The sequence below is a fragment of the Actinoplanes sp. NPDC023714 genome (assembly GCF_040639855.1).
Lineage (GTDB): Bacteria > Actinomycetota > Actinomycetes > Mycobacteriales > Micromonosporaceae > Actinoplanes.
In genome coordinates this window covers 43,746-69,369 of the sequence record NZ_JBFAAR010000016.1, presented here as the reverse complement: position 1 = coordinate 69,369, position 25,624 = coordinate 43,746, and the positions used below count along the sequence as shown (strand labels likewise).

At 69.7% G+C, this 25,624-nt stretch carries 19 protein-coding genes; 10 read left to right on the top strand and 9 right to left on the bottom strand.

Annotated elements, in window-relative coordinates; genetic code table 11:
• Positions 1 to 2: 2 nt before the first annotated feature.
• From AB0G10_RS41255 to AB0G10_RS41245, 3 genes are all read right to left on the bottom strand, one after another.
• Positions 3 to 3,653 carry a DUF4082 domain-containing protein gene (locus AB0G10_RS41255; RefSeq protein WP_360935344.1) on the bottom strand — a complete coding sequence of 1,217 codons (3,651 nt, stop codon included), beginning with the start codon at positions 3,651 to 3,653 and terminating at the stop codon, positions 3 to 5.
• Between the two features lie 441 nt (positions 3,654 to 4,094).
• On the bottom strand, positions 4,095 to 5,471 hold the full coding sequence (locus AB0G10_RS41250) for an O-antigen ligase family protein (protein ID WP_360935341.1): 1,377 nt from the start codon (positions 5,469 to 5,471) through the stop codon (positions 4,095 to 4,097).
• Complete coding sequence (locus AB0G10_RS41245) at positions 5,468 to 6,409, bottom strand: hypothetical protein (RefSeq protein ID WP_360935338.1); 942 nt, start codon at positions 6,407 to 6,409, stop codon at positions 5,468 to 5,470. Before AB0G10_RS41245 ends, AB0G10_RS41250 begins: the two co-directional genes overlap by 4 nt.
• Before the next feature lie 441 nt (positions 6,410 to 6,850).
• On the opposite strand from AB0G10_RS41245, the gene AB0G10_RS41240 reads away from it, so the two are divergent.
• Complete coding sequence (locus AB0G10_RS41240; RefSeq protein WP_360935335.1) at positions 6,851 to 8,044, top strand: beta-galactosidase; 1,194 nt, start codon at positions 6,851 to 6,853, stop codon at positions 8,042 to 8,044.
• 32 nt (positions 8,045 to 8,076) lie between these two features.
• On the opposite strand, the gene AB0G10_RS41235 is transcribed toward AB0G10_RS41240, so the two are convergent.
• Both AB0G10_RS41235 and AB0G10_RS41230 read right to left on the bottom strand, forming a co-directional pair.
• Entirely contained in the window at positions 8,077 to 9,144 is a 1,068-nt protein-coding gene (locus AB0G10_RS41235) for a hypothetical protein (protein WP_360935332.1), read from the bottom strand.
• Positions 9,141 to 10,028 carry a glycosyltransferase gene (locus AB0G10_RS41230; protein ID WP_360935534.1) on the bottom strand — a complete coding sequence of 296 codons (888 nt, stop codon included), beginning with the start codon at positions 10,026 to 10,028 and terminating at the stop codon, positions 9,141 to 9,143. Before AB0G10_RS41230 ends, AB0G10_RS41235 begins: the two co-directional genes overlap by 4 nt.
• A 276-nt stretch (positions 10,029 to 10,304) precedes the next feature.
• Here AB0G10_RS41230 and AB0G10_RS41225 point away from each other — a divergent pair, with 276 nt between their 5' ends.
• A complete protein-coding gene (locus AB0G10_RS41225) occupies positions 10,305 to 10,955 on the top strand; it encodes a WecB/TagA/CpsF family glycosyltransferase (protein ID WP_360935329.1) in 651 nt (216 codons plus the stop codon).
• Positions 10,952 to 11,935: a glycosyltransferase family 2 protein gene (locus AB0G10_RS41220; RefSeq protein WP_360935326.1), complete on the top strand. Its 984-nt coding sequence runs from the start codon at positions 10,952 to 10,954 to the stop codon at positions 11,933 to 11,935. Before AB0G10_RS41225 ends, AB0G10_RS41220 begins: the two co-directional genes overlap by 4 nt.
• Positions 11,936 to 12,445: 510 nt before the next feature.
• On the opposite strand, the gene AB0G10_RS41215 is transcribed toward AB0G10_RS41220, so the two are convergent.
• The 3 genes from AB0G10_RS41215 to rfbA form a co-directional block, all read right to left on the bottom strand.
• A complete protein-coding gene (locus tag AB0G10_RS41215) occupies positions 12,446 to 13,948 on the bottom strand; it encodes a sugar transferase (protein WP_360935323.1) in 1,503 nt (500 codons plus the stop codon).
• Between the two features lie 322 nt (positions 13,949 to 14,270).
• Entirely contained in the window at positions 14,271 to 14,888 is a 618-nt protein-coding gene (gene rfbC / locus AB0G10_RS41210; RefSeq protein ID WP_360935321.1) for a dTDP-4-dehydrorhamnose 3,5-epimerase, read from the bottom strand.
• Positions 14,885 to 15,769 carry a glucose-1-phosphate thymidylyltransferase RfbA gene (rfbA, locus tag AB0G10_RS41205; RefSeq protein ID WP_360935318.1) on the bottom strand — a complete coding sequence of 295 codons (885 nt, stop codon included), beginning with the start codon at positions 15,767 to 15,769 and terminating at the stop codon, positions 14,885 to 14,887. The genes rfbC and rfbA overlap by 4 nt, the downstream gene beginning before the upstream one ends.
• Positions 15,770 to 15,814: 45 nt before the next feature.
• Here rfbA and rfbB point away from each other — a divergent pair, with 45 nt between their 5' ends.
• From rfbB to AB0G10_RS41185, 4 genes are read left to right on the top strand one after another with little or no spacing between them, the layout of a single operon-like run.
• Positions 15,815 to 16,792, top strand: coding sequence for a dTDP-glucose 4,6-dehydratase (gene rfbB / locus AB0G10_RS41200; RefSeq protein ID WP_360935316.1), 978 nt, complete (start codon positions 15,815 to 15,817; stop codon positions 16,790 to 16,792).
• Positions 16,792 to 17,625 (top strand): dTDP-4-dehydrorhamnose reductase, encoded by an 834-nt coding sequence (gene rfbD / locus AB0G10_RS41195; protein WP_360935313.1) that lies wholly within the window; start codon positions 16,792 to 16,794, stop codon positions 17,623 to 17,625. The genes rfbB and rfbD overlap by 1 nt, the downstream gene beginning before the upstream one ends.
• Positions 17,626 to 17,635: 10 nt before the next feature.
• On the top strand, positions 17,636 to 20,140 hold the full coding sequence (locus tag AB0G10_RS41190) for a hypothetical protein (protein ID WP_360935310.1): 2,505 nt from the start codon (positions 17,636 to 17,638) through the stop codon (positions 20,138 to 20,140).
• Positions 20,141 to 20,150: 10 nt separating this feature from the next.
• Positions 20,151 to 21,011, top strand: a complete 861-nt coding sequence (locus tag AB0G10_RS41185; RefSeq protein WP_360935307.1) for an aldo/keto reductase — start codon at positions 20,151 to 20,153, stop codon at positions 21,009 to 21,011.
• Between the two features lie 67 nt (positions 21,012 to 21,078).
• On the opposite strand, the gene AB0G10_RS41180 is transcribed toward AB0G10_RS41185, so the two are convergent.
• Positions 21,079 to 22,548, bottom strand: a complete 1,470-nt coding sequence (locus AB0G10_RS41180; protein ID WP_360935304.1) for a class I SAM-dependent methyltransferase — start codon at positions 22,546 to 22,548, stop codon at positions 21,079 to 21,081.
• Between the two features lie 115 nt (positions 22,549 to 22,663).
• Here AB0G10_RS41180 and AB0G10_RS41175 point away from each other — a divergent pair, with 115 nt between their 5' ends.
• The 3 genes from AB0G10_RS41175 to AB0G10_RS41165 all read left to right on the top strand — a co-directional run bounded on the left by AB0G10_RS41175 (position 22,664) and on the right by AB0G10_RS41165 (position 25,594).
• Positions 22,664 to 23,659 (top strand): cation diffusion facilitator family transporter, encoded by a 996-nt coding sequence (locus AB0G10_RS41175; RefSeq protein WP_360935301.1) that lies wholly within the window; start codon positions 22,664 to 22,666, stop codon positions 23,657 to 23,659.
• 465 nt (positions 23,660 to 24,124) lie between these two features.
• Positions 24,125 to 25,183, top strand: a complete 1,059-nt coding sequence (locus AB0G10_RS41170; RefSeq protein ID WP_360935298.1) for a GTP-binding protein — start codon at positions 24,125 to 24,127, stop codon at positions 25,181 to 25,183.
• Positions 25,184 to 25,399: 216 nt separating this feature from the next.
• Entirely contained in the window at positions 25,400 to 25,594 is a 195-nt protein-coding gene (locus AB0G10_RS41165) for a CsbD family protein (protein WP_360935295.1), read from the top strand.
• The last annotated feature ends 30 nt before the right edge of the window (positions 25,595 to 25,624 follow it).

Here is a 25,624-nt window from a genome sequence, read left to right as displayed (position 1 = left end):
GCCTACTGCTTGACGAAGAGGACGTCCACCCAGTAGTTGTGCTTGCCCGTCGCGGTCGGCGCCTCGCCGCCGTTGCCGTAGCGGTAGACCGCCCCGGTGGCCGGCACCCGCAGCGGCGCCGCGACGAGACCGTCGGCGAGCCCGTTCAGGTCGACCGCGTAATAGCCGGTGGTGGTGTGGTACGAGGCCGTGTACTCGACGCCCGGCGTGATCGTGACGGCCTTGTCGAACAGCACCGTCTGCCAGCCCGAGGCGGTCTCGTCCTGGAAGGTCGCGGTCGCCAGGACCGCGCCGTCCGGGCCCCACACCGTGCCGGTGTGCGTGCCGGTGTTCTTCGCGCCCTTGTAGAACCGGACACCGGTGACCGTGCCGGGCACGTCAGCGACGAACCTCACACCGACCTCGAGGGCGCCGGCGTCGTCCCAGCCCGCCACCGACGGGGTGGCGTCGGCCGCGAAGATCCCGACCGGCGGGCCGGCGCTCGCCGGCGGCGTCGGGGTCGGGTTCTCGACCAGCGGCTCGCTCGGGCTCACCGAAGGCGACGCGCTCGGAGACGCGCTCGGCGAGGTGCTCGGCGAGGCCGACGGGGACGTGCTGGGCGAAGCCGACTCCGAGGGAGACGCGCTGGGCGAGACCGACGGCGAGACCGACGGGGACGCGCTCGGCGAGACCGACGGCGAGACCGACGGGGACGGCGACGGCGTCGTCGGGCTGACCGTCGTGCCCTCCGCCACGAACAGCGGGTCCACCCAGTAGTTCGTGTCGTTGTACGACTCGTTCGGGAAGGAGCCGTTGCCGTACCGGTAGACGCCGTTGCCGCCCGCCGGAGCGCTCAGCTGACCGCGGGTCAGCTCGGTCTCGAAGTAGTGCGCGTCGCCGGCGTAGTGCCCGTTCGGCGCGTGGTACGACGCCACGTAGGTGGTCCCGGCCGTCGCGTCCACCGGCTCGTCGAAGTAGACCGTCTGCCATCCGGTGGCGGTCTCCGACTCGAACACCGCGCTGGTGATCGGGTCGCCGTTCGCGGCCCAGATCGACCCGGTGTGCGTACCCGTGTTGCCCGCGCCCTTGTAGAAGCGCACGCCGATGATCTCACCGTCGGTCGCCGGCTCGAACTTCACGCCGAGCTCGACCGCCGTCGGATCGTTGACCGACGCGGTGGCCGGCGCCGCGTTGACCGGGAACAGCCGGCCCACGTACGCATCGGGGTCGGTGGTGAAGGTCCAGGTGAACGGCTCCTCCATCGCGTTGCCGTCGACGTCCGACGCGGTCACCGTGGCGGTGTACGTGGCCGGGGTGGTCAGCGCCGCCGCCGGGGTGAAGGTGGCGGACCGGGTGCCGGAGGCGTAGGACACCGAGCCGGCCACCGGGGCGTTCGCGGCGTCGCGGACCGTGAACTGGATCGACGACTCGGTGACCTTCTCGCTGAAGGTGGCCTTCGGCTTGACGTCGGCGGCCGCGTCGACGGCGCCGGCCAGCGGGCTCACCGCGACCACCGACGGCGGGGTCGTGGCGGACGGCTTGAACATGACGTCGACGTAGTAGTTGGTGTCCTGGAACGACTCGGTCGGCGCGCCGGTGCCGTAGCTGAACAGGCCGGACCGGTGTCCCGGCCGCGACGGGTCGGCGGCGAGCGGGCCCGCCTTCACGCCGTAGCTCAGCGCCCACGCGTCACCCGAGTAGTGCCCGCGCGGCGCGTTGTACGAGGCGATGTAGCTGGTGCCCTCGTCGACGTTGACCGGCTGGGAGAACTCGACCTGCTGCCAGCCGGACTCGGTCTCGTCGGAGAACGTCGCCTTCGCGATGCGCTCGCCGTCGGCGGTCCAGAGCGTGCCGGTGTGGGTGCCGGTGTTGCCGTCGCCCTTGTAGAAGCGAATGCCGGTGACCAGGCCGTCGGTCTGCGGGGTGAACCGCACGCCGAGCTCGGCCTGCTGCTCGTCGTTGATGCTCTCGACCTTCGGCTTGGCCTGGCCGAACATCGTGCTCACACCGGTGAGCGTGAGCTGCCGGGAGGCCGGCTCACCCTTGTTCGCGCTGTCGTCGATGCCCCGGACAACCACGGTCTGGCTGCCCATCCCGGTGCTGTGGAACGAGTACGTCCAGGAGTCGGTGCCCTCCGCCGGGTGCCAGCTCTCGCCGCCGTCGGTGGAGACCTCGACGCCCGCGACGACGCCGCCGCCGGTGTCCGAGGCGGTGCCGGTGAGGGTCACCTTCGCGCCGTTCTTGACGCTGGTGTTCGCCGCGGGCGAGCTGATCACCGTGGTCGGGCCGACCTTGTCCTCGGACGCGGTGGCCGGCTGGAGCTCGGACATCAGCGTCGCCGGCTGGGCGTCCATGTCGGCGAGGAGGTTGACCGTCGCCTGCTGCATGTTGACGTCGGCCGGGTCGCCCCGGGTCGGGTCGTGCTCCTCGTCCAGGCCCCAGGCGTACTGGATGGTGCCGGCCGAGAAGACCAGCGCGCCGCTGTCCGCCTTGTAGAGCGTCATGTGGTGCGTGGTGGTGCCCGCCGAGACCGTGTTGCCGAAGTCGCGCAGGTATTCCGGCGTCGGGCCGGTCGTCTCGGAGAGCCGGATCAGGCCGGCCGGCCGGAAGCCGTTGTCGAGGTCCTCGTCCGACTCGTAGCCGACGGTGTTCTCGGTGAAGCTGATCGAGCCGTTGGCGGACAGGTCCTCGGCCGCGGTGTTGTTCCACAGCCGCAGGCCGGCCATCCGGCCGGGCACGGTGAGCGGCAGCTCGTTGTGGTTCGACATGTAGACCGTGCCGGTCAGGCCGTTCTCCGGGTTGCCGGCGCCCTTCGCGGTCGACGAGGCGAATCGCGGGTCACGCCAGGTGCCGGTCCACTCGTCGGACGGGTCGATGTCGTCGTTGCCCCAGGTCTCCTTGTACGAGACGAGGGTCCGGTACGGGGTGTTGCTGCCGTCCGCGCTGGGCTCCCAGCGGGTCCGCCAGTAGACCTCGTTGCCGCTGAAGAACGCGAGGTTCACCCCGGCGTCGCGGGCCGCCTCGACGTTGGCGCGCTGCGGGCCGGACCAGTACTCGTCGTGGCCGACGGAGAGGAACGTCCGGTGGTTCTTGATCAGCGAGCCGTACCGGTCGGTGTCGACGTCGGTGGTGTAGCTGATGTCGTAGCCGTTGCGCTCCAGGAAGCGCAGCATCGGGTACTCGTTGGCGAAGAGCCAGTCGCGCGCCGTCACGCCCTCGCGGGTCGCGTAGGGGCGGTTGTAGCTGAGCTTGTAGGCCCGGCCGTTGGCGTCGCCCTCGTAGAAGCTGGAGCCGCCGTACTTGTTGTAGGCCTGCCAGGTGGCGTCCGACGTCTTGAAGAACAGCGCGGAGTGGCTGGCGTCGTTGCGGACGACGAACGGGATGTGGCTGTCGCCGCCGGTGTCCTCGCGGCGCAGCAGCGCGATGTAGAGCCCGGAGACCGCCGTCGACGGCACGGCCCAGGAGGCGGAGACGCCCCACTCACCGCATTCGAAGGCCTCCGTGGCCGGGTCCTTGCGGCAGTCCGGCTGGGACTGCGGCAGGTCCACCGACGGGTTCACGGTGTCGATGTAGCGAGCGCCGTCACCCTTGTAATATCCAAGCCGATAGATCTTAATCTCATAGTCGTCGGCGTCGGTTTTCACCTTGAAGTCGATCGTGCCGCCGACATTCACGCTGGCGTCCGTGGTAAAGCCCTGGATAGTGGGATCACCGGCACCGAAGATCTGCCATTCCGACTTCGGCGAGCCGTCCTTGGAATTCTCGCAGACGATCGGGTTCACAGCCGGAGCGCACGGGTCCGTCGCTGCTGAGGCCATGGTCGGGACCGCCACGGCGGCCGCGCCGGCAACGATCACGGAAACCGCGGCCCACATTGATCGACGATTGCCCATTCTTTGCCTGAGTGCAATGAAAGGGTTACGTAAAGCGACATTGTCGCGTCGAGGAAACACTGCTTCGCCACCCACTCTTCAACGCCTCTGCTCCCACGACGGAGAGGCGGCCTGAATGTAACCGCCGACGTCTCTGGCGGCCACCTTCAGCAGGTTTTTATGATCACGACGACCGGCCGGGGCCGGTAGTCCTTTTGGCCACCTCGTGACGAGGCGGCGCAGTCAGTCTCCGAGACCCCGCGACCGCGAGGTGCGGACCTCATGCGAGGGATGGGTGAAGCGCCACACGGTGGCGCAGGCGCCGATCATGAGTGAGATGACCGTCGCGTAGGTGCTGAAGCTCAGCGAGTCGAAGAACGCCGCCACGAACAACGCGCCGAGCTGCGCCGAGATGAGGGCGGCGCACAGGTGCCGCTGCTCCTCGCTGCCGGACCGGCGCCAGGCCATCACGGTCAGCGTGATCGCCGTGACGTGCAGCGCGGCCAGGGCCGCGACGCCGAGAATGCCGCCGTTGAGAGCGAGGGTCAGCCACTGGTTGTCGAGGATCTGGTACTGCGGCGGGATCCACGTCCCGGTGCCGCGGCCCAGCCAGGGGCGCTGGGCGAAGTAGTGCCCGACCATGCCGTACCGATCGGTCCGGGCCTGGATGCTGGTGTCCTCGTTGGCGCCCGTGAACAGGTCACGGATGGTGCCGAGCAGGCCCGGCTTGGCCACCATGAGCACGCCCATGAGGCCGACGCCCATGGCGAAGATGTTGTAGCGCATGCGCCAGCCCCAGACCGGCAGCATCGCGGCGAGCGCGATGCCGGCGGCCACGACGCCGGTGCGGGAGATGGTGAGCGGGATGGCCGCGGCGACGAGCAGCGCCGCGACGAGGAACAGGCGCCGCCGCCACTTCTCGACCGAGAAGCGCGCGAAGTGGATCGCCAGCGGGAGCGCGACCGCCATGCACGCGCTCATCTCGATGTAGTGACCGGTGGTGCTGGCCACCCGGATCGCGGCGCCCCGCGTCTCGAAGTCCGGCATGTAGCCCTTGGGCTGCAGGCCGGGCACCATCAGGTACTGCGTGACGTCGAGCTTGAGGACGGCCTGGAACATCGCGACGACCGCCATGAAGGCCGAGCACCAGACGAAGACCCGCAGGACGCCGTTGAGGCGCTCCCAGTTGGGCAGGCCGTCCGCCATGATCAGGATCACGCCGGTGAAGGCCAGCATCATCAGCAGCGCCCGGTCGGCGCCGTTGGCCTCCATGACCGAGAGGCCGCGCAGGAAGCCGACGGCGTACGACACGAGCATCGCCACGACGTAGGCCAGGACCGCGAAGCGGATCGGGTTCGGCCCGACCATCACCAGGTTCGGGTTGAGTTTCGCGGCGATCCACCAGAACCACATGAGCAGGGCCACGACGAGCGCCGGGCGCCCGACGTCGGTCATGCCGGGGAGGATCAGCGACGCCGGGATCAGCGTCAGCAGGCAGATCATGAGGCTGAGCAGGACACCCGCGTCCAGCCGCATGAACCGCCGGCGCGTGGCGTAGGTCCGGGAGCCGACGAACGACGGCTCCAGATCAGCGAGCTGCGGGGCGGTGCTCAGGCTCACTGACGATCCTTGTTCTCACCACGCCGTCCGTACATCCCGCCGTAGATGTTGTTGGGCAGAACGATCGTGGCGTCGGCGGGCGGCGGCGACTTGGGCGCGTCGATGCCGTTCTTCGCCTCGCCGCCGTTCGCGGCCGGAGCGGCGCCGCCGTTCGCGGCGCCGTTGACCGGCGTGCTCCCGGCCCGGGACATGGTCGGCGCGGTGATCCGCACGGTCCGGTCCAGACCGGCCCGGTCGGCGAGCGACTGCACCGACTGCATCGGCTGCACCGGCTGCGGGGCGGCCGAGCTGCCGTTGCGCTGCACCGGCACCGGCGACGAGGTCTCGGTGGTGGCCGGCGCCTCGGGACCCGCCTCGAGCAGTTCCCTGCGGCGGTTGCGGCGGCGCATGTAGGCGTCGACCGAGATGGTCAGCGCGGCGGTGAGCAGCAGACCGGCGCCGGCGACGGCGACCAGGGCACGCTTCACCTTCGACGTCGACTCGGTGACGTTGCTGCCGAGGTCGAGGCGCTTCGTGCTGATCATCTCGTTCTTCGGGGCGCCGTAGGACTCCTGAAGGGCGAGCACGTTGTTGTCGAAGTTCTTGGCGAGGAAGTCCACCGTCTTGGTGGCCTCCTCCTTCGAGCTGCCGACCACCTCGAACGTCACCAGCGGGACCTGGTTGCTGGTCTCGACGGTGAAGTTGGTGCTGAGGTCGGCGGCCTCGAGCTGCTCGACGATCTCCTGGTCCTGGACGGTGACCGAGCCGGCCGCGCTGAGCGCGCCGAGGCCGAGGTCCAGCCAGGGGTTACGGGCGACCTCGGTCGGTGTCTTGACCTTGGTGTCCGGGGTCTGCAGAACGGTCGACGGGGTGACGAGCTGAACGTGGGCGGTGGCGATGTAGTCGGGCTCGACACTGGTGAACGTCCACGCCGCGCCGCCGATGGTCAGCAGGAGCATTGGCGCGGCGACGTACCAGCGTCGTAGAACCAGCCGCGTCAGGTCCCAAAAGTCCACTATTACCCTCTCACCGGAATCTTGCCGTCACGGCTCTCTCGCCCATGATGGAAGCAGCGCACCCGGACCTCCGGGAGGAAGTCCGAACCCCGACACTAGTCAAATCTGGTCCGGACGGATGTCCGTCGAACCGGCAGTCTGCCCGCTACAGTTCGGGCACCGACCTCCGAGATGGGATGATGCCGCAACGCTCCCGCGGCGATCATCTGGCCCCGCCGCGCCTTTGCAGCGGCCCCGGTCCTGCCGGCCTTCCCACACGATGCACCGGAGAATGATTGCATGAAACACGCCCGGAAAATCGGCCTCGTCGCAGCTGCTGCTGTGGTAGCGGCAACAGTGGGCATCTATAGCGTCACCCGCGGAGACGACGAGGACCCGGCACCGGTGTCGGGCGATGCCCCGAAGGCCGCGGCGCCTCTGACGGACAGCGGAGAATTCGTCCCGTCGTACTACGAGAAGTGGCCGAACAGCCTGCCTTCCTCACCGGATTTCTTCCCGATCGGCGTCTGGTTGCAGGATCCGAACCGCGAGCGCGACGGGAAGAAGAACTCGGTCAACTACAAGAACGCCGGCATCAACACGTTCCTCGGGCAGTGGGAGTTCCCCACCCGTGAAGACTCGGCGGCGCGGCTCAGAACACTGCGTGAAGACGGCCTGTACGTCTTCGCCGGCGACGAGGTCGGCACCGCCGCGGTGATGGACGGATCGCTCGCCGAGACCGAGGGCCTCACCGGCTACCACCTCGGCGACGAGCAGGACATGAGCACCAACCCGAAGCACATCACGCCGAAAGAGGTGACCGAACAGGCCCAGCGGATCAAGGCGCTCGACCCGAGCCGCCCGATCTACAACAACTGGGGCAAGGCGTTCGCCCTCTACCCGTGGGTCGGCGCGCACGACGACGAGGCCGGCCTCAAGCAGTACTGCTCCGAGGTGGACATCTCGTCCTCCGACTACTACGCCGCGACGGACGGGTACGAACCGGCCGACAAGCACCTGCCGAACTACTACGGGCAGGCCGTGACGAACACCCGCAACCTGTGCGGAGCGTCCAAGCCGGCGTGGGGCTTCGTGGAGACCGGGCACCCGTTCGCCGACGCGCCGGGCAACTGGCCGCCGTTCTCGAAGGACGGGACGATCGAGCCGGCCGCCGTCGAGGCCGCGGTCTGGAGCATGCTGGCGCACGGCGCGAACGGCATCGTCTACTTCGTGCACGACTTCTTCAAGGGCGGCCTCACCGAGGACGGCCTCTTCGACCACCCGGAAACCGTCAAGACGGTGACCCGGGTCAACGCCGAGGTGCAGTCCCTCGCGCCGATCCTGAACGCGCAGCGCCAGCCGGCCGGGCTGACCGCGAAGGGCGCCGACGCGACGCTGCGGGCGGACAAGCAGGGCACGTACGTCGTGGCCGCCGAGAACACCGGCAACGGCGGCGACGCGTCCTTCACGGTGGCGGCCGCCGCCGGCGCGACGGTCGAGGTGGTCGGCGAGAACCGCACGGTGAAGGCGGACGCGTCCGGCACGTTCACCGACGAGTTCGACGGCTGGGGCCACCACGTGTACAAGATCCCGGCATAGGACGCCAGGACGCCTGGACGGCGGCGGGGAGATCAGGCGACGATCTTCTTGCCGCTGTCCAGCCAGTGGTTGCCCGACCACCTGTTGCCCGGCATCGAGCCGTCCCAGCCGGCCACCGGGCCGTAGTAGCCGCACTTCGGGTAGATCTTCCGGCCGAACGCGTTGTTCAGGAACCGGGTGTTGCGCGCCTTGAACTTCGGGTCCTTGTCGTCGGCCGCGTCACCGGCCCAGATGGCGTAGCTGCCACCGCCGTTGAACAGGTTGTTCTCGACCAGGATGTCGTCGAGCACCGCGTAGTCGCCGATCAGCGCGAGCGCCATGCCGCCGAACGGCACCTCGTTCATCTCCAGGTTCGAGCCCCGGATCACCAGGTGCGAGCCGCCGTTCGACTGGAACGCCGCGTTCTCGCTGTTGCTCGTGCCGTAGAGGTCGTGGATCCAGGAGTCCTCGATCACCACGTTGTCGTTCGGCTGCACGCCGCGGGCCATGCCGTGGATGTCGCACCGGCGGCAGGTGAAGCCGGAGCCGCCGAGGCCGGCGCCGCGCGCGTGCACCTTCGCGCCGTCGATCTCGACGTCCTCGATGAGCACGTTCTTGACGTTGTCGGCGACCTCGAACTGCCGGGCGCTGCCACACGAGCCGCCGCGGATCAGCGACTTGCGGACGGTCACGTTGCTGGCCCGCACGATGACGCACTTGGCCTTGACGCCCTCCAGGACCGTGCCGGCCTTCGTGATGGTCACCTCGCCGACGGTCCTGAGCTTCGTGCCCTCCGGGACGCCGGTGTCGTCCGGGCCGGGGTAGCCCGACGTCTTCTTCGACTTCGAGGGAGACGGCTTCGCAGAGGCCTTCTTCGAGGGCGATCTGGACGTTTTGCCGGGCGTCGGCGACGGTTCACGTGACGGCCCGGCAGACGCCGCCGTCACCGACGGCTGCACGAACGCCGCCGGCTCATCCCCCGAGGACTCCGGCGACCCGACGAACCGCGTCGCGGCCACCGCCCCGGTCGCCAGCAGCACTCCCAGTGCCACCCCCACGGCCACACCGACCGCCTTCGGCCGACGATGACGCCCGCCGCCCTGCTGCTGCTCCCCGCTCACTTCTCCCGCACCTTCGTCTCGTCGTGCGCCCCGGACCGCTGGCGCGGGATCGGCGCGGCCGGCCGGCCCCATCCCGACTTCACATCCCAGCCCGGCGACCGCCGCTTCGCCTCGGCCAGCGCCACGATCCCGGCGTAGCAGACGGCCGACGGCAGCAGAGCCGGCTTGCGGCGCACGACCGAGCCGAGCCACGCCCACTGGTTGGGCCCGGCCACCGGGTCGAGGGCGAGCACGTGCCCCTCCGCCCCGGCGTCCACGTAACGCCAGAACTCGGCATTGCCGTCTCGCGCACGCGCGACACGACGTACAAGATCGCTTGAGGTCTTGGGAGCACCCACCCGGACCGGCGTCGCGACCTCGGCCTTCTCGGAGGCCGCCACGATCGCGTCGAGGAACATGTCGTCGGCCGTGATCTCCGGAAAGCGGTCGAACCGCGAACGGGCCTCGCGGGAGAGCGCGATGACGCCGCGGCCGAACAGCCGGCGACTGAAGACGGGCAGCCGGCCGTTGATCGCGTAGAAGGCGCGGACCGGCCAGGCCGAACCGGACGCGTCGATCTCCCGGCCCGGGACGGCGGCCTCGATGCCGGGCTCGGCGACCGCCGCGGCGAGCTGACGCAGGAGTGCCGCCGTGACCGGGATGTCGGCATCCTGATAGATCAGTACGTCACCGGTGGCGATCGCGTCGGCGGCGTTGAACGCGGCGGTCTTCGACGGCGTTGCGATATCGATCACACGCACGCCGTAGGATCGGGCCACATCGGCCGTATCGTCGGTGCATCCGTTGGCAGCGACGATCACTTCGATGTCGGAACCGAAGTCGGGATCCCCCAGCAAATCGGAGAGAATCCGGCCGATTCCGGCGGCCTCGTTGTAAGCGGGCATGATGACGCTGATAGACACGCGTGTGATCGTCACGGCTCCGATCGGATGAGGCAACCCGTCGAACGGAGGGAACCGTCTATCGTTTCGTCGCTCTTGCCAGTGGCGGGACGCCGGTAGGTTCTCCATGTGTCTAGTGCCCAGGAAACCGTTGCGCCCCAACGGAATCGAGTCGTCCTCCAGGGTGTCGGATTCGACCCTTTACACCAAGAAGATGTGGTCAATCGCGTTCTGGGTGACTTGTCGGCGGGCAAGGGCGGTCGCATCATCACCCCCAATGTGGACATTCTCCGGCTGGCGGGCTCCGACGCGGAGGCCCGCGCGCACGTCGAGTCCTCGACCGTCGTGGTCGCCGACGGCAAGCCGCTGATCTGGGCGAGCCGCATCGAGCGCAACCCACTGCCGGAGCGCGTCGCCGGCTCCGACCTGATCTGGAGCATCTCCGCGGCGATGGCCGCGACCGGCCGCTCGATCTACCTGCTCGGTGGTGAACCGGGCGCGGGTTCGCAGGCCGCCGCCGTTCTCCGGGACCGTCATCCTTCCCTGGGGATCGGGCACCTCAGCCCGGCCTACGGCTTCGATCAGCGGCCCGACGAATACCAGGCGATGCTCGACGAGGTCGCCGCCGCGAAACCCGACTTCGTCTTCGTCGGCCTCGGCTTCCCGAAGCAGGAGCGCGTCATCGAACGCCTGCGCCCGCTGCTGCCGAACGCCTGGTTCATGGGCTGCGGCGCGGCGATCGGCTTCGTGGCCGGCACGCACCGGCGCGCACCCAAGTGGATGCAGGACACCGGCCTCGAGTGGGTGCACCGGCTGCTGTCCGAGCCGGGCCGGCTCGCGAAGCGCTACCTGCTGCACGACGTGCCGTTCGCGGTGCGCCTGCTGTCCTCGTCCACTGTCGGCCGCTTCCGGAAAGGTGACGCTCGGTGACCACCCCTGACGTCTCCGTCGTCATCGTCTCCTACAACACCAGCGAGCTCACCCGGCGCTGCCTGCGCCTGCTGCTGGACAGCCGCACCCCGGACGTCAGCTTCGACGTGACGGTCGTCGACAACGCCTCGCACGACGGCTCCGCCGACCACATCGCGGCCGCGTTCCCCGAGGTCCGCCTCATCCGCCTGACCGAGAACGTCGGCTGGGGCCGCGCCGTGAACCGGGGCGCCACCGCCAGCGAAGGCAGCCACCTGCTGCTGCTCAACCCGGACGCCGCGCCGGTCGGCCACCCGGTCGCCGCACTCTTCGAGTTCGCCCGGGCCCACCCCGAGCACGGCATCTACACCGGCCGCACGCTGCACCCGGACGGCACCGACGACATGTACTCCTGCTGGGGCCTGCCGACGGTGTGGAGCAACTTCTGCTTCGCGACCGGCCTCTCCACGGTCTTCCCGGGCAGGGCGTGGGCCAACCCGGAGCTGCTGCCCGGCTACGACCGCCGTACCGTCCGCGAGGTCCCCGCCGTCTCCGGCTGCTCCATGCTGATCGAACGAGGACTCTTCAACCGCCTCGGCGGCTTCGACCCGATCTTCTTCCTCTACAGCGACGACATCGACCTCTGCACGCGCGCCGCCGCCCTGGGCGCCCGCCCGGTCGTCGTACCCTCGGCGTCGGTCATCCACGTGGGCGGCGCCTCCTCCAGCTCGGAGGGCCAGCGCATCAAGATCCTGCGCGGCAAGGCCACCTACGCCCGCCGCCACTGGTCCCGCCCTCGCGCCGGCCTGGCCATCGCCCTGATGAAGACCGGCGTGGCCTGGCGCGGCCTGGCGAAGGCGATAGTCGGCCGCGACCGCTCCCGGGGCGTCGACTGGCCCAAGGTCTGGCAGGAGCGCCGCACCTGGGCCGCGGGCTGGCCCGAGCTCGACGAGCCGCGCCCGCCGCAGAGCGCCCTCACCCCCGCCAACTCCCCTTCCTGATCGTTTCAAGGGGCTCCAGACACGGCGGCCGTTCGTCGGCCCGCACCCCCGCACGAGCGGCCGCCGTCCCTCTTCCTCTTTACATGGGTACGAAGGTGAGCGGCCGCTCCCAACCGCACCACAACCGTCCCCGGCCCACGACGCGGGCACCTGCCGGGTGAAGGCCGCCGAGCGCCTTTCGCTATCGGTGCATGGTCACCCCTGACCACTCCCCCACCAGCCGAAGCGCTACCGCCACCCCTCCCCCGCGTCCCGGCCACACACTCGCCGCCCGCAGTCCCCTCGGTCCGGCTGCAGCCGGCGTGACCCGGTGGGGGTAGGAGCCGTCGCCCGCGAAGGGCTGGGGCGGCTGGGACTGGTCAGGGGTGACCGATGCAGCGATAGCGAAAGGCGCTCAACGGCCTTCACCCGGCAGAAAGCCCGCGTCGTGGGCCGGGGACGGTTGTGGTGCGGTTGGGAGCGGCCGCTAATCTTCGTACCCCTGAAAAGGGCGCACCCACCACGTGACCGTCAGTAGGCGCCGGAGCTCCGGACGACCGCGCTGACCGTGCGGGCGAGGATGGCGAGATCCATGGCCATCGACCAGTTCTCGACGTAGGTGAGGTCGAGGCGGATCGATTCCTCCCAGGAGAGGTCGGAGCGGCCGGAGACCTGCCAGAGGCCGGTGAGACCGGGTTTGACCACTAGGCGGCGGCGCATGTCGGCGGGGTAGCCGGCCACTTCGGCAGCGAGCGGCGGGCGGGGGCCGACCAGCGACATGTCGCCCTTGAGGACGTTCACCAGCTGGGGCAGCTCGTCCAGGGAGTATCGGCGCAGGAAGCGGCCGATCGGGGTGACGCGGGGGTCTTTGCGGATCTTGAAGAGTTCGCCGTCGTGCTCGTTGAGGGCCTTGAGTTCGGCCAGTTTCGCCTCGGCGTCGACGACCATCGTGCGGAACTTGTAGAGCACGAAGAGTTGTCCGTCTTTGCCCACTCGTTCCTGGCGGAAGATCGCGGGGCCGCGGCCGCCGGGTCCGAAGGCGACGAGCGCGGCGACCACGGCGAGCAACGGTGAGATCACGGTGAGCAGCAGGAGGGCGCCGACACGGTCGAAGAGGTTCTTCACGAATCGGGCGCTGCCCTTGAGGCGCGGGTGTTCGACGTGGAGCATCGGGAGGCCGTCGACCGGGCGGATCGTGGTGCGGTCGCCGGCCACGTCGACGAGGGTGCTCGCGACGATCAGGTCGATCTCGTCGCGCTCGAGTTGCCAGGCGAGGCGGCGCAGGGCCGGGCCGTCGATCTCCGGGCAGGAGAGGACGACGACGGTGTCGGCGTCGGAGCGGGCGACCGCCGTGGCGACGCCGTCGAAGGTGCCGTAGATCGGCGGGAGGCCGTCCACGAAGCGGCTGCGGGTCACGCCCGGCGGCAGGCAGGCGCCGATCACGCCGAGGCCGTGGAAACGCTCACGGCGCAGCCGGCGGGCCATGTCGGCGACGGCGCGCTCGTGACCGACGAGAATGACGCGGTTCAATCGTTCGCCGCGCGCCCAGGAGCGGTGCAGCATCTGCCGGAACACGTAGCGGGCGAAGATGTCGACGGCGATCGCGAGCGGCATCGCGATAATCACGTAACCGCGCGCCAAACGAAGGTCGAACGAGAAGGAAACAATGGCGAGGCCGGCCGTGAGCGCCAATCCGGAACGGAACACCCGGGCGTACTCGTCGGTGCCGACGAAAAGGTGGCGTGGCTCATAGGCCCGGTTCATCGCGAGGCATGCGATCCACGCCAATGGCAAAAGCGCCGTGATGATCAGGTAGCCGCGGTTGTAGGGCTCGGTGCCGGTCGATCCGAAACGGAGGACCAGGGCCCAGGAGGCCGCACAGAGGCCGACGACGAAATCGATGACCCAGAGTCGCCGGGTGTAGCGGCTCTGCCAGCTGGCGCGGGCCTTGGTGGCGCGGGGACCGGCCTTGAGCTGCCGTGCCTCCTCAGCGAGATCGAGCGTCTCCACTGATTCGATTGTTTGCACGCTCATGCCCCCGTATCGACTGCGATCAACCTTACGTCCGATTCACCCGGCATGGCCGAGATGCCTGGAGAGTGGGACATCAGACCGAAATTCCCCTTGGGTGGAAACCCGTGCGACACACCAGACAGACTGCTGACCCACGCACGATCGCGCTACATCTTTCCGTTCGACGAGAATGGCGGATCGGATGAGGGCGAACGCCATAGCAGGGCAACACATCCGAATCGGACGATACCGAAAAGCCGTGATGGATCATCCCACATCCGCGCCGGGAACCGCTTCCGGCGGCCCCGGCTAACACCCGCCGCGCGGGCGGTCAATCGGCCACTTAGGACGATGCACGGTCGTGATTCTGACGCAGCGTTGCGACATGGTCACGGCATTCGTCATAACGGGGCAAAAGGCCGGCGGTGCGGGCCTCCTCGAGCGTCGGCGCCTCGCCGTCCTTGCCCGAGAGGAGCGGCGTTTCCGCAGGCCAGGAGATGTTCAGGGAGGGGTCGAGCGGGTGGATGCCGTGCTCGTGGCCGGGGCGGTACTCGGCCGAGCACAGATAGGACACGGTGGCGCCCTCGGTGAGCGCGCAGAAGCCGTGACCGAGGCCCTCGGCGAGGTACACCGCCCTGCGCTCCTCGTCGTCGAGGCGCACCGCCTCCCACGCGCCGAAGGTCGGCGACCCCACCCGGATGTCGACGATCACATCCAGCACCGCGCCTTTGACGCACGTCACATACTTCGCCTGCCCGGGCGGGACGTCAGCGAAGTGGATCCCGCGCACGACGTCACGCGCCGAGACGGAGATGTTGCCCTGAGCGAGATTCAGGGGGTGGCCGACGGCCGCCGCGAGGTGATCGAAGCGGTAGAACTCGAGGAACGTGCCCCGGGCGTCGCGGTGCTGGACGGGCGTCACCTCGTAGGCGCCCTCAATGGTCAGTGGCCGGATTTTCATAGGACTCCCCCGTATCTTCCGGTTTCCAGAAGACGGATCAGATACTGGCCGTAACCGCTCTTGAGCAGAGGGTCAGCCAGCTCGCGCAGCCGGTCGTCGGAGATGAAACCGAGTCGCCAGGCCGCCTCCTCGACGCAGCCGATCTTAAAGCCCTGGCGTTCCTCGATGACCCGCACGTACTCCGAGGCCTGGACCATGGACTGGAACGTGCCGGTGTCCAACCACGCCGTGCCACGGTCGAGAACGGTCACGTCGAGCCGGCCCTGGCGCAGGTACTCCTCGTTCACCGCAGTGATCTCCAGCTCGCCGCGGGCGCTGGGCGTCAGCTTCGCGGCGATCTCCACCACGTCGGCGTCGTAGAAGTAGAGGCCCGGCACCACATAGGTCGACTTGGGCTTCGCCGGCTTCTCCTCGATCGAGAGCACTTTGCCCGATTCGTCGAACTCGACGACTCCGTAGCGTTCCGGGTCGGCTACCGGATAGGCGAAGACCCGGCCGCCGTCCGGCTGATCGAACCGGGACAGCTGTCGCCCGAGGCCCACGCCGTGGAAGATGTTGTCGCCGAGGATGAGGGCGACCGGCTCGTCCCCGATGAAGTCGGCGCCGATGCGGAACGCCTGCGCGATCCCGTCCGGTTTCGGCTGCTGGGCGTAGGTCAGCTCGAGGCCGAACTGCGTACCGTCACCGAGCAGTCGCTCGAAGTGAGGCTGATCCTCCGGTGTGGTGATCACCAGGATCTCGCGGATCCCGGCCGATACCAGAGTGGTCAGCGGATAGTAAATCATCGGTTTGTCGAAGATGGGCATTAGCTGTTTGGACATGGCCTTGGTAATCGGCCAGAGTCGGGAGCCGGTACCTCCGGCCAGCAAGATTCCGCGCACCGGGGAACCCTAAACAGTGGGCGCCAGCGTCTACACTCCCCACCCGTGCAGATTTTCGTAACCGGTGGTGCCGGCTTCATCGGATCGGCCTACGTGAGGGCCCTCTTGCAGGACGAGTTCCCGGGGGCAGCCGGAGCCTCGGTGACCGTTCTGGATCTGTTGTCCTATTCGGGTAATCGCGCGAACCTCCCGGTGTCGGATCCCCGACTCCAATTCGTTCAAGGCGACATTTCCGATTCCGACCTGTTGCGTGACCTGCTTCCCGGTCACGACGTGGTGGTCCATTTCGCCGCCGAATCACATGTCGACCGATCCATCAACTCCGCTGTGCCGTTCGTCACGACGAACGTGCTCGGCACTCAGGTCCTGCTCGACGCGGCGCGCGCGGCCGGCGTCGGGCGCTTCGTGCACGTCTCCACCGACGAGGTCTACGGCTCGATCGACGAGGGGTCGTGGACCGAGACCTGGCCGCTCGCGCCGAACTCGCCGTACGCCGCCTCGAAGGCCGCGTCCGACCTGATGGCCCTCGCCGCGCACCGCACGCACGGCATGGACGTCGTCGTCACGCGCTGTTCCAACAACTACGGTCACCATCAGTTCCCGGAGAAGGTCATCCCGCTGTTCGTCACGAACCTGCTGGACGGCAAGAAGGTGCCGCTCTACGGCGACGGCGGCAACGTCCGTGACTGGCTGCACGTGTCCGATCACTGCCGGGGCATCCAGCTGGTGCTGGAGAAGGGCCGGGCCGGCGAGGTCTACAACATCGGCGGCGGGACCGAGCTCTCCAACCGGGAGCTGACCGGCCGTCTCCTCGACGCGTGCGGCGCCGACTGGGAGAGTGTTCAGCCGGTCGCTGACCGTAAGGGACATGACCGCCGCTATTCCCTCTCCATTGACAAGATCAAGAGCGAGCTCGGGTACGAACCACAGGTCACGCTCGACGAAGGACTCGCCGCGACGGTCGCCTGGTACCGCGAGAACCGGGCGTGGTGGGAGCCGCTGAAGGCACGGAGCGCCCTCTGATGCGCTGGGTGATCCTGGGTGCCGGTGGGATGCTGGGGCGGGATCTCCAGTCGGTGCTGGCCGATGCCGATGTCGTCGCGCTGACCAGGGCCGACCTGGACATCTCCGACTTGTCAGGCGTGCGGGCGGCGCTCGACGGCGTGGATGTCGTGATCAACGCGGCTGCCTGGACGAACGTGGATGCCGCGGAGTCGTCCGAGTCCGCCGCCACGGCGATCAACGGTGATGCCGTCGCGGGGCTGGCCTCGGTGGCCGGTGACCGGCTCGTCCACATTTCTACGGACTACGTGTTCGATGGGACGGCATCGGCGCCCATTGCCGAGAACACCCCGCAAAACCCGATCAATGCGTACGGGCGGAGCAAGGCCATCGGCGAGCAGGCGGTCCTCGCGGCCGGTGGCTACGTCGTGCGCACCGCCTGGCTCTACGGCGAGCACGGCCCGAACTTCGTGCGCACCATGCTGAACCTGGCCGCCTCCCGGGACACCGTCGACGTGGTCGACGACCAGGTCGGCCCGCCCACGTGGTCGTACGCCCTGGCCCGGCAGCTGGTGGCACTGGCCCGCTCCTCCGCTGCGCCGGGCGTCTACCACGGCACCGCGGCCGGCTCGACCACCTGGTTCGGCCTGGCCCGGGCCGCGTACGCGCTGGCCGGCCTCGACCCGGAGCGGGTGCGCCCGACCACGAGCGACAAGTTCGTGCGGCCCGCAAAACGTCCGTCCTACAGCGTCCTCGGCCACGACGCCTGGGCCGGGACCGGCGTGGATCCGCTCCCGGATTGGCACGCCATGCTCACGGAAGCGATGCCGGTTCTTGTCGGGGGGTCCCGCTAGGTTCTGCGGCATGTCCATCGATCTCAGCCGGGAGTCCGCTGGTCTCACGTGGGACGTCCTTGATGAGCGCGCCCGCGGCGGCGACGTCGCCGGGGTCACCGCGCTGCTCCTGGAAGCGTCCGAGGAGCAGCGCCTGGCCTTCGGCGCCGAGGTGCGCGCCCGGTTCGAGTCGATCCGGCCGGAGGACTGGTGGTGGTCGCGCTCCGATCCCAGCGGCGCGCGCGGCCTCGCCGTCCTCGCGAGCCAGCCGTCCGCGGCCCGCACGGCGTCGCTGCTGCTGCGGCCCGACATGCGCGGCAAGTGGGCGAAGATCCCGGTCGGCAGCGCCGCCGGGATCGCCCGCGCCCGCCGGCTGCCGTGGCTGGCCGACCTGGGCCGTCGCCTGTTCACCAAGCTCGACCGCGACGACCCGTGGCGCGCCGGCTGGCCCCTGATCGCGGCGCTGATGACCGAGGCCGGCACGACGGCCCCGGTCACGCCGGCGGTGGTCCGCGGCTGGCTGAGCAACCTGCGCCGGACGAACCTCACCCACCTCGACGTGATGCTGCCCGCCCTGTTCGAGTTCGACGAGCTGGGCTCCGCCCTGTCGGCGGCGACGGTCGGGGACCCGTCCATCGAGGCGTGGCGGGAGCAGCCGCGCCTCACCGCCGTCATCGCTGAACTGACCGTCGGCGGACGCCTCGATCGGAAGGTGGTTCTCGGCTCGACCGTCGACCGGCTGGCTCGTGGCGGGCGGCCGTCCGATCTGCGCGGTTTCCTCGAGCTGCACGAGGCCCTGGCGCCCACGGCCGGCGAGGTGGCGGCCCTCACCGGCGATTACGCCCGGATGCTCACCGTCGGACCGTCCACCGTCGCTTCCCTGGCGCAGGAGACGTTGCGGGCCACCGGCATCGACCTCACTCTGCTGCTGGAGATCAGCGAGGCAGTGCTGGTCCGCAAGGAGAAGGGCCTCGTCAAGCGACAGCGTGCCTGGCTCACCACCGCCGCCCGCCGGGACCCGTCCCGCGCCGCCGAGGTGGCCGCCATCCTGGCTGCGGCCGAGCCCGTCCCCGCGCCGGTCGTCCCGCTGCCGGCCCGGCTCGCCGCCGGCCCGATGCCCGCGCCGATCACCGGCGTGGCCGAGCTGGCCGGGGAGATCGCGGCCCTGCGGCACGACGAGACGGCCGAGCGCTGGGAGCGGATCCTGGCCGCGCTGGTCACCCTGAGACCCTCGACCGGTCCCGAGCCCATCCAGCGGCCCGGCGGCGATTCGCCGGCCGCCCTCCGGCATTCGGACGATCTGGCGCCGCTGCGGCATCTGCTGGATCAATACGACGGGGACATCAGCGAGATGCGGTGGCCGCTGCTGCCGCGCTACCGGCACCTCAACCTGGCGCTGCACGTTCTGCTCGCCCCGGACGGTTCCGGGGAGCCCGGCGATCCGCAACCGGTCGTCGGTGGTGCGCCCGACCGGCTCCTCGATCTGCGGGTCGCGGAGGTGGCCGCGCGGGTGCGGCGGTCCCCCGTACCCTTGCTCCTCTCGACACCCACCCACCGGGACGGGAATCTCGCAGCTGAAACGCTCGTGGCCCGGCTGCGGCAAGCAGCCGCCGAGGGGTGGGAGCCGTGGCCGATCGACTTCGAGCAGGCGTTGATCCGGCTGCCGCGCGGGACCGATGCGTCGGTGGCCGGAGAGCTGACGTGTGCGGCCGGGCGACAGCTTTCCGCATGGCTGGCCGGGGGTGGATTGCCGGATCCGATGAGTACGCGGCTCGTGCAGTCGGCGGAGAAGGGCGGCCCGCCCGCTCGCATCGTCGTCGATCTGACTCCGGCGCGGCCCGGGCGGCCGGCCGTCGAGGAGCAGTTGCTCACGCTGACGCGCTATCCGGTGCTCGCGTTCGACGCCCGCCGCTGGATCACGAACGCGTCGCTGCTCGCCGCGGCACTCCCCCATCATCGGGAGGTGAGCGCGGCGTGGTCGCTGTCCTCGTTCGCCGAGCTGGCCGACCGGGACCAGCGGGGTGGCGCGACCCTGCTGCCGGCGCTGGCCGAGCGGGACGGTCCGTTCGGGGCGGCGATGTCGCTGGCTGTGGCATACGCGCTGAGCGCTCGCCACGAGGTGGACCGCACGGCCGCGGTCGACGCGTTCCTGCTGATGGCGGCCGAGCCCGGCGCGTCCTTCGGGTCGGTCGTCGGGCGGGATCTCGGTGACCTCGCGGTTCGCGGGTTCGTGAAACTCAACCGGACCGTGCTCGCCCTCACCGACGCTCATCGGGCCGGCGCCTCGCGCGCGGTCGGGGACGTCATCGCCGCCGCGCTGCCGGTGCTCCTTTCCGCGCCTCCTCGTGGGCTCGCCGATCTTCTCGCGCTCGGCTGCGAGGTCGCGATGGTCTGGCCGATTCCCGCGCTTGACGAGTTCGCTGCGGGTCCCGGCTCGACGCGGTTGGTGAGGGAGGCGCGGCGGCTGCGGGACGCGATCTATTCCCGGGGTGAGACTCGTCAACTTCGCGGGGGCGGATCACCGGACAGGGGGTAGATGTGAACTCATGACTCTTTCCAACAGCGGCACCATCGACCTGGGCGGCAAGAGCGTCCACCGGCTGGGGTTCGGCGCCATGCGGATCACCGGCGACGGCATCTGGGGGCCGCCGCGCGACCACGACGAGTCGATCCGGGTGCTGCGCCGCTCGGCCGAGCTCGGGGTCACGTTCATCGACACGGCCGACTCCTACGGGCCGGAGGTGTCGGAGAACCTGATCCGGGAAGCGCTGCACGACGGCAGCGGCTACGGCGACGTGGTGATCGCGACGAAGGGCGGCTTCACCCGGCACGGCCCGAACATCTGGCAGGTCGTCGGCCGGCCCGAATACCTCCGGCAGTGCATCCTGCTGTCGCTGCGCCGCCTCGGCGTCGAGCAGATCGACCTGTGGCAGCTGCACCGCATCGACCCGCAGGTGCCGCGGGATGAGCAGTTCGGCGTCATGAAGGCGTTCCTCGACGAGGGACTGGCGAAGCAGGTCGGTCTCTCCGAGGTGTCGGTCGAGGAGGTGAAGGCGGCCCAGGCGGCCGGACTGCCGGTCGCGTCCGTGCAGAACCGGTACAACCTGGGCGACCGCCGTGCCGAGGAACTGCTCGACTACTGCACGTCGGAGGGCATCGCGTTCATCCCGTGGGCGCCGGTCGACGCCGGCACGCTGGCTCGCCCGGGCGGTCCGCTGGAGACGGTCGCGAAGGCGCACCCGGGCACGACCACCGGTCAGCTCGCCCTGGCCTGGCTGCTGCGCCGCTCGCCGGTGATGGTGCCGATCCCGGGCACGTCCTCGGTGGCCCACCTGGAGGAGAACCTTGCGGCCGCGGACGTCCAGCTCACCGACGACGAATACGAGGCCCTCGCCAAGGCGGCTTAACCCTTGATGTGTACGGGCGACCGGCCGCCCCCTCTTCAGCCGTTGCGGGGGCGGCGGGCCGGCTTCCTCAGCCGTTGCGGGGGCGGCGGGCCACGGTGAACAGGTGTGTGTCGGGCCATTCGAGCGGGCGGCCGTCGAGATCGGTCAGCGAGGCTACCGGGGCGATGCGGTTCTCGACGATCCAGTCGTTGCGGAGCGGACCCGAGGCCGGGTCGAGGGTGAAGCCCACCTCGGCGAGCAGCTCCGACCACTCGGCGAAACTCAGGCCGCAGAACTGCTCGTGCGTCTCGGACAGCCAGTTGTCGGTGTAGTCCTTGCGCGTCAGGTAGTCCATCGCGGCCGCCAGCTCGATCCGCACCGCGTCGTCGCCCACCGGCTCGAACGCGCACGGGAACGCGAAGTCGACGGCGAACTGGTCGAGGCGTGCCCGGGTGGAGAGGCCGCCGACGTACTCCCGTACCTCCGCGGTGTCACGACCGGCCAGGTCGCGGCGCGGCTCGGCCGGGTTCGCGCCGTCGTCGGTGGTCAGGCGCAGGATGACGGACTTGCGCGGGTCGGCCGGGCCGCACACGTCGCTGTTGATCCAGACGCCGCCGGGTGCGGTGTGCTCGAAGATGCGGCGGGCGAACTGGAGCAGGGACTCGCGCTGCCGGCCGTACGACCAGATCTCGTGGGTGAGAGCGAACGTCAGCGTCGTGTCGATCGACCGGTCCGCGAAGATGGCGCCGCCGAGCACGTTGCGCCGGTAGAAGTAGACGTTGGCGTTGCGGAACACGCCCTGCGCCTTCTTGTGCACGCACTCCTGGTAGAGGTGCCGGGCCACTTCGACGCCGATCAGGTCGCTCTCGTGCAGCGCGGGCTCACGGTCGGCGAGTTCGAGCAGCGAGCCGGCCCCGCAGCCGACGTCGACGATCCGGCCGGGCTGCACGTACTGCCGGACCGCCTTCCACTTGCGGTCGGCCGCGTCGGCGAACGCCTCCACGTACGTCCGGTAGTCCCGCGTCGCGGTGAGCCCGCCCTCGTCGCCGACGAGCGGGTCGTTCACGACGGCGCGGATCGACTCGACCAGCCGGTAGCGCTCGAACACGTCGATGGTGGCGGGGTGCGCCAGCTTCCGCCACTCCTCGTCGCCCGCCGCGAGGCGCAGCAGGACATCCCAGGGACGGGCGGGGATCGTACGCAAGGAAGGGTCTGCCTCGACCAGCGCGACCGGAAATCCGAGCTTGCGGTAGAGGTCGGAGACCTCGGGGGTGGAACACGCGAGGATCGTGTTCTCCGGCGTCAGCTCGATGCCCGTCGCCACCGTGATGGTCTTGAGCGTGACCTCGGCGAACGCGTCGGTCGGGGCGGTGTCGAAGATCGGGACGACGAGCGAGCGCAGCCCGGTCTGCGCGCTGAGGCGCTCGATCGCGGCTTCCCGGCGATGGTACGGAACGGGGTTCCGCCGGGTGTTCTCGTGGTTCGCGGAGGTGACCGCCCAGACGATGGTTCTTTGGCCGGCCAGTTGGTGTAGATAGTCCGCCTGGAAACGGGTCAACAGGTGATGGCGACCGGGAAAGAGCACGAAAGACACCCATGATCATATCCCTTTCTGCACGTCATTGGCAGTAGCAACGTTGTCGCATGCCTAGTACCGGGGTTAGGGTGACGCTGTGTCCGGTCATCATCACCACCACCCGTTCGCACGGCACTCGCACGACTCCGCCGACAAGGTCGACAGCGCTCTCGAGTCGTCCCGCGAGGGCCTGCGCGCGCTCTGGATCTCGCTGGCCGGGCTCGGTGTGACCGCCGCGCTGCAGGCGTCGATCGTGGCGTTCTCCGGTTCGGTCGCGCTGCTCGGCGACACCGTGCACAACGTGGCCGACGCGCTGACCGCGGTGCCGCTCGCGATCGCGTTCTGGCTGGGCCGGCGGGCGGCGACCCGGGCTTATACGTACGGTTTCGGTCGCGCCGAAGACCTGGCCGGCATCCTGATCGTGGCGGTGATCGCCGCGTCCGCGGTGGCGTCGGCGTTCTTCGCCGTGAACCGCCTGGTCGACCCGCAGACGATCACGCACCTGCCCTGGGTGGCCGCGGCCGGCGTGATCGGCTTCGCCGGCAACGAGATCGTGGCGCGCTACCGGATCACCGTGGGCCGCCGGATCGGCTCGGCCGCCCTGGTCGCCGACGGCCTGCACGCCCGCACCGACGGCTACACCTCACTCGCCGTCGTCCTCGCGGCGGGCGGCGCCGCCCTCGGCTGGGGATGGGCGGATCCGGTCATCGGGCTCGTCATCACGGCGGCGATCGCGTTCGTGCTGAAGGACGCGGCGCGCGAGGTCTACCACCGCGTCATGGACCGGGTCGACCCCGCGCTCGTCGACCACGCCGAGAGCGAACTGCGCGCCGTCGCCGGCATCCGCGACGTCTCCGGCCTGCGGCTGCGCTGGATCGGCCACCACCTGCACGCCGAGGCCTGCATCGTCGTCGACGCGGGCCTGACCCTGCTGGCCGCCCACGAGATCGCCGCCGACGCCGAACACCAGCTGACCCACCACATCCCGCGCCTGACCGGCGCCACCGTGCACGTCGACCCCGCAACCCACCCGGGCGACGATCACCACGAGCACCTCTCCCACCACCGCCGGTCCCACGCGGCGGCGGCCTGACTGCCCGGCTGAACGCCAGGGCTGTCCGCGCGTCCGATTTGCCACCCTCCTGTGCAGCCAACCGGAGCTGGCTGAACACCAGGGCTGGGTCGGCGCCCGAAATGTCGCTCTCCCGTACAGCCAACCCGCACTGGCTGAACACCACGGCTGGGTCAGCGCCCGAAATGCCGCTCTCCCGTACAGCCAACCCGCACTGGCTGAACACCACGGCTGGGTCAGCGCCCGAAATGCCGCTCTCTGGTACAGCCCGGCTTTCGGGCCGGAGTCGACCGTGCGACCGGCTGCAGCACATGGCCGCCTCACGCCCGCTCCGCGAACCATGGACTGCAGCCGACCGACGGGCCGACCACGGGCTGCAGCCGCGTCGCGGGCCGGGCCGGCGAGTGGGCGGATTCGGCCGGCTGTGTCGGGTGGCACACCGTTCCGGGGGAGCCGCCGGCGGGCCGGACACGGCAAGATCCGTTCATGGCGCCTGAGAACATGACGACGCTTGTCACCCCGCTCGCCGGCTTCTGGCCGCACGCCACCGACGCGGCGGCGCAGCGGTTCGACGGTTCGGCGGTGCTCGATCTGCGGGCCACCGGCCTCGCCCCGCAGGCGCTGATCACCGTGGTGGTCAAGGAGGCGCGGCGGGCGCCGGCGCCGTCGCTGGTCACGCTGCTGCCCGAGAGGTACGAACCGGACGAGCTCCGAATCGCCTGGTCGGAATCGGACGTCCCCGAAGACGTGACGCTGGGCATGCTCTGCACGGCGGTGGCGGCCGACCTGCTCCTCGACGGGCTGGCCGACGACAATCCGGTGTGCTCGGTCGACCCGTACGCGAACGCTCTTGATGATCGACGCATCGCGGACCTGGTCGCACGGCAGATAGAGCAGGCCGACGCGGTGGTCGTGACCGGTCGCCCGGAGGGCGACGAGCCCTGGGAAGCCGATCAGATCCGGACACTCGTGCGTCGGCTGGCGCCGTGGGCGACGGTCCGCGACGAGCCCGGCGCCGACCTGTGCCGCCCGACGAGCCATCGTGCGCCGCTGATGCCGGTGGTGCGGGGCCTGAGCGGGCGTTCGGTGGGCGTGCATGAGCCGATCGCGGTGGACGGCGTGGTGGCCAGCGTGTTCCGGCAGAAGCGACCGTTCCACCCGGCCCGGCTGCACACCGCCCTCGAACAGATCACCGGCCGGGTCATCCGCTCGCGCGGCCACTTCTGGCTGGCGAGCCGCCCCGAGATGGTGCTGTCCTGGGAGTCGGCGAGCGTGCTGCGCATCGAGGGCGCGGGCGGCTGGCTGGCCGATCTGCCCGATTCGTCGTGGCCGGAGGTTCATCCCGAGCGGCGGATCGCGGCCACCCTCGACTGGGATCCGTACTACGGCGACCGCCACCACCAGCTCGCCTTCATCGGCGTCGACCTGGACGCGGAGGCGCTCGACCGGACCCTGACGGCGTGCCTGCTCACCGACGAGGAGCTGGCCGACGGCTTCGAGGCGTGGCGAGAGCTGCCCGACCCGTTCGCGTTCCACCCGCGCTAGGGCGCGTTAACCCGGCGCGGCTGGGTTGCGGTGTGATCTGGCTGATCGTCGAGCATGTGCTGGTCTTCTACGGCCTGGTCGGCGCCTTCATCGTCCTCGCATCACGATCTTCACGGTCGGATTGGGGCGATTGTTCTATCACGGTGCGTGACGTTAGAGATTTGCGCTGCCGGGTACCAGAACTTCCGTACGGAACAGACTTAGGAGGTTCCTTCCATGGCTTTCGACGACAAGGTGGACAACAAGGCCGAGGAGTTCGGCGGCAAGGTCAAGGAGGGTGTCGGCCGCGCGACGGACGACGAGCGCCTCGAGGCCGAGGGCCGGGCCGACCAGAGCGAGTCGCACCTCAAGCAGGCCGGCGAGAGCGTCAAGGATGCCGGCAAGAAGATCAAGGACGCCTTCAAGTCCTGATCGGAAGACCTTTCTTGGGTACGACCACCG

What these genes read in the sequence shown, in the direction of transcription:
- rfbC (WP_360935321.1), bottom strand. Translation starts at nt 14,888, where the DNA reads ATGAAAATCCGGCCACTGACCATTGAGGGCGCCTACGAGGTGACGCCC.
- AB0G10_RS41190 (WP_360935310.1), top strand. Translation starts at nt 17,636, where the DNA reads ATGTCCATCGATCTCAGCCGGGAGTCCGCTGGTCTCACGTGGGACGTC.
- AB0G10_RS41165 (WP_360935295.1), top strand. Translation starts at nt 25,400, where the DNA reads ATGGCTTTCGACGACAAGGTGGACAACAAGGCCGAGGAGTTCGGCGGC.
- rfbD (WP_360935313.1), top strand. Translation starts at nt 16,792, where the DNA reads ATGCGCTGGGTGATCCTGGGTGCCGGTGGGATGCTGGGGCGGGATCTC.
- AB0G10_RS41185 (WP_360935307.1), top strand. Translation starts at nt 20,151, where the DNA reads ATGACTCTTTCCAACAGCGGCACCATCGACCTGGGCGGCAAGAGCGTC.
- AB0G10_RS41245 (WP_360935338.1), bottom strand. Translation starts at nt 6,409, where the DNA reads ATGCTCCTGCTGACCATCGGCGGCGCGGCGTGGACGTTCACCAGTGTC.
- AB0G10_RS41230 (WP_360935534.1), bottom strand. Translation starts at nt 10,028, where the DNA reads ATGCCCGCTTACAACGAGGCCGCCGGAATCGGCCGGATTCTCTCCGAT.
- AB0G10_RS41215 (WP_360935323.1), bottom strand. Translation starts at nt 13,948, where the DNA reads ATGAGCGTGCAAACAATCGAATCAGTGGAGACGCTCGATCTCGCTGAG.
- AB0G10_RS41170 (WP_360935298.1), top strand. Translation starts at nt 24,125, where the DNA reads ATGGCGCCTGAGAACATGACGACGCTTGTCACCCCGCTCGCCGGCTTC.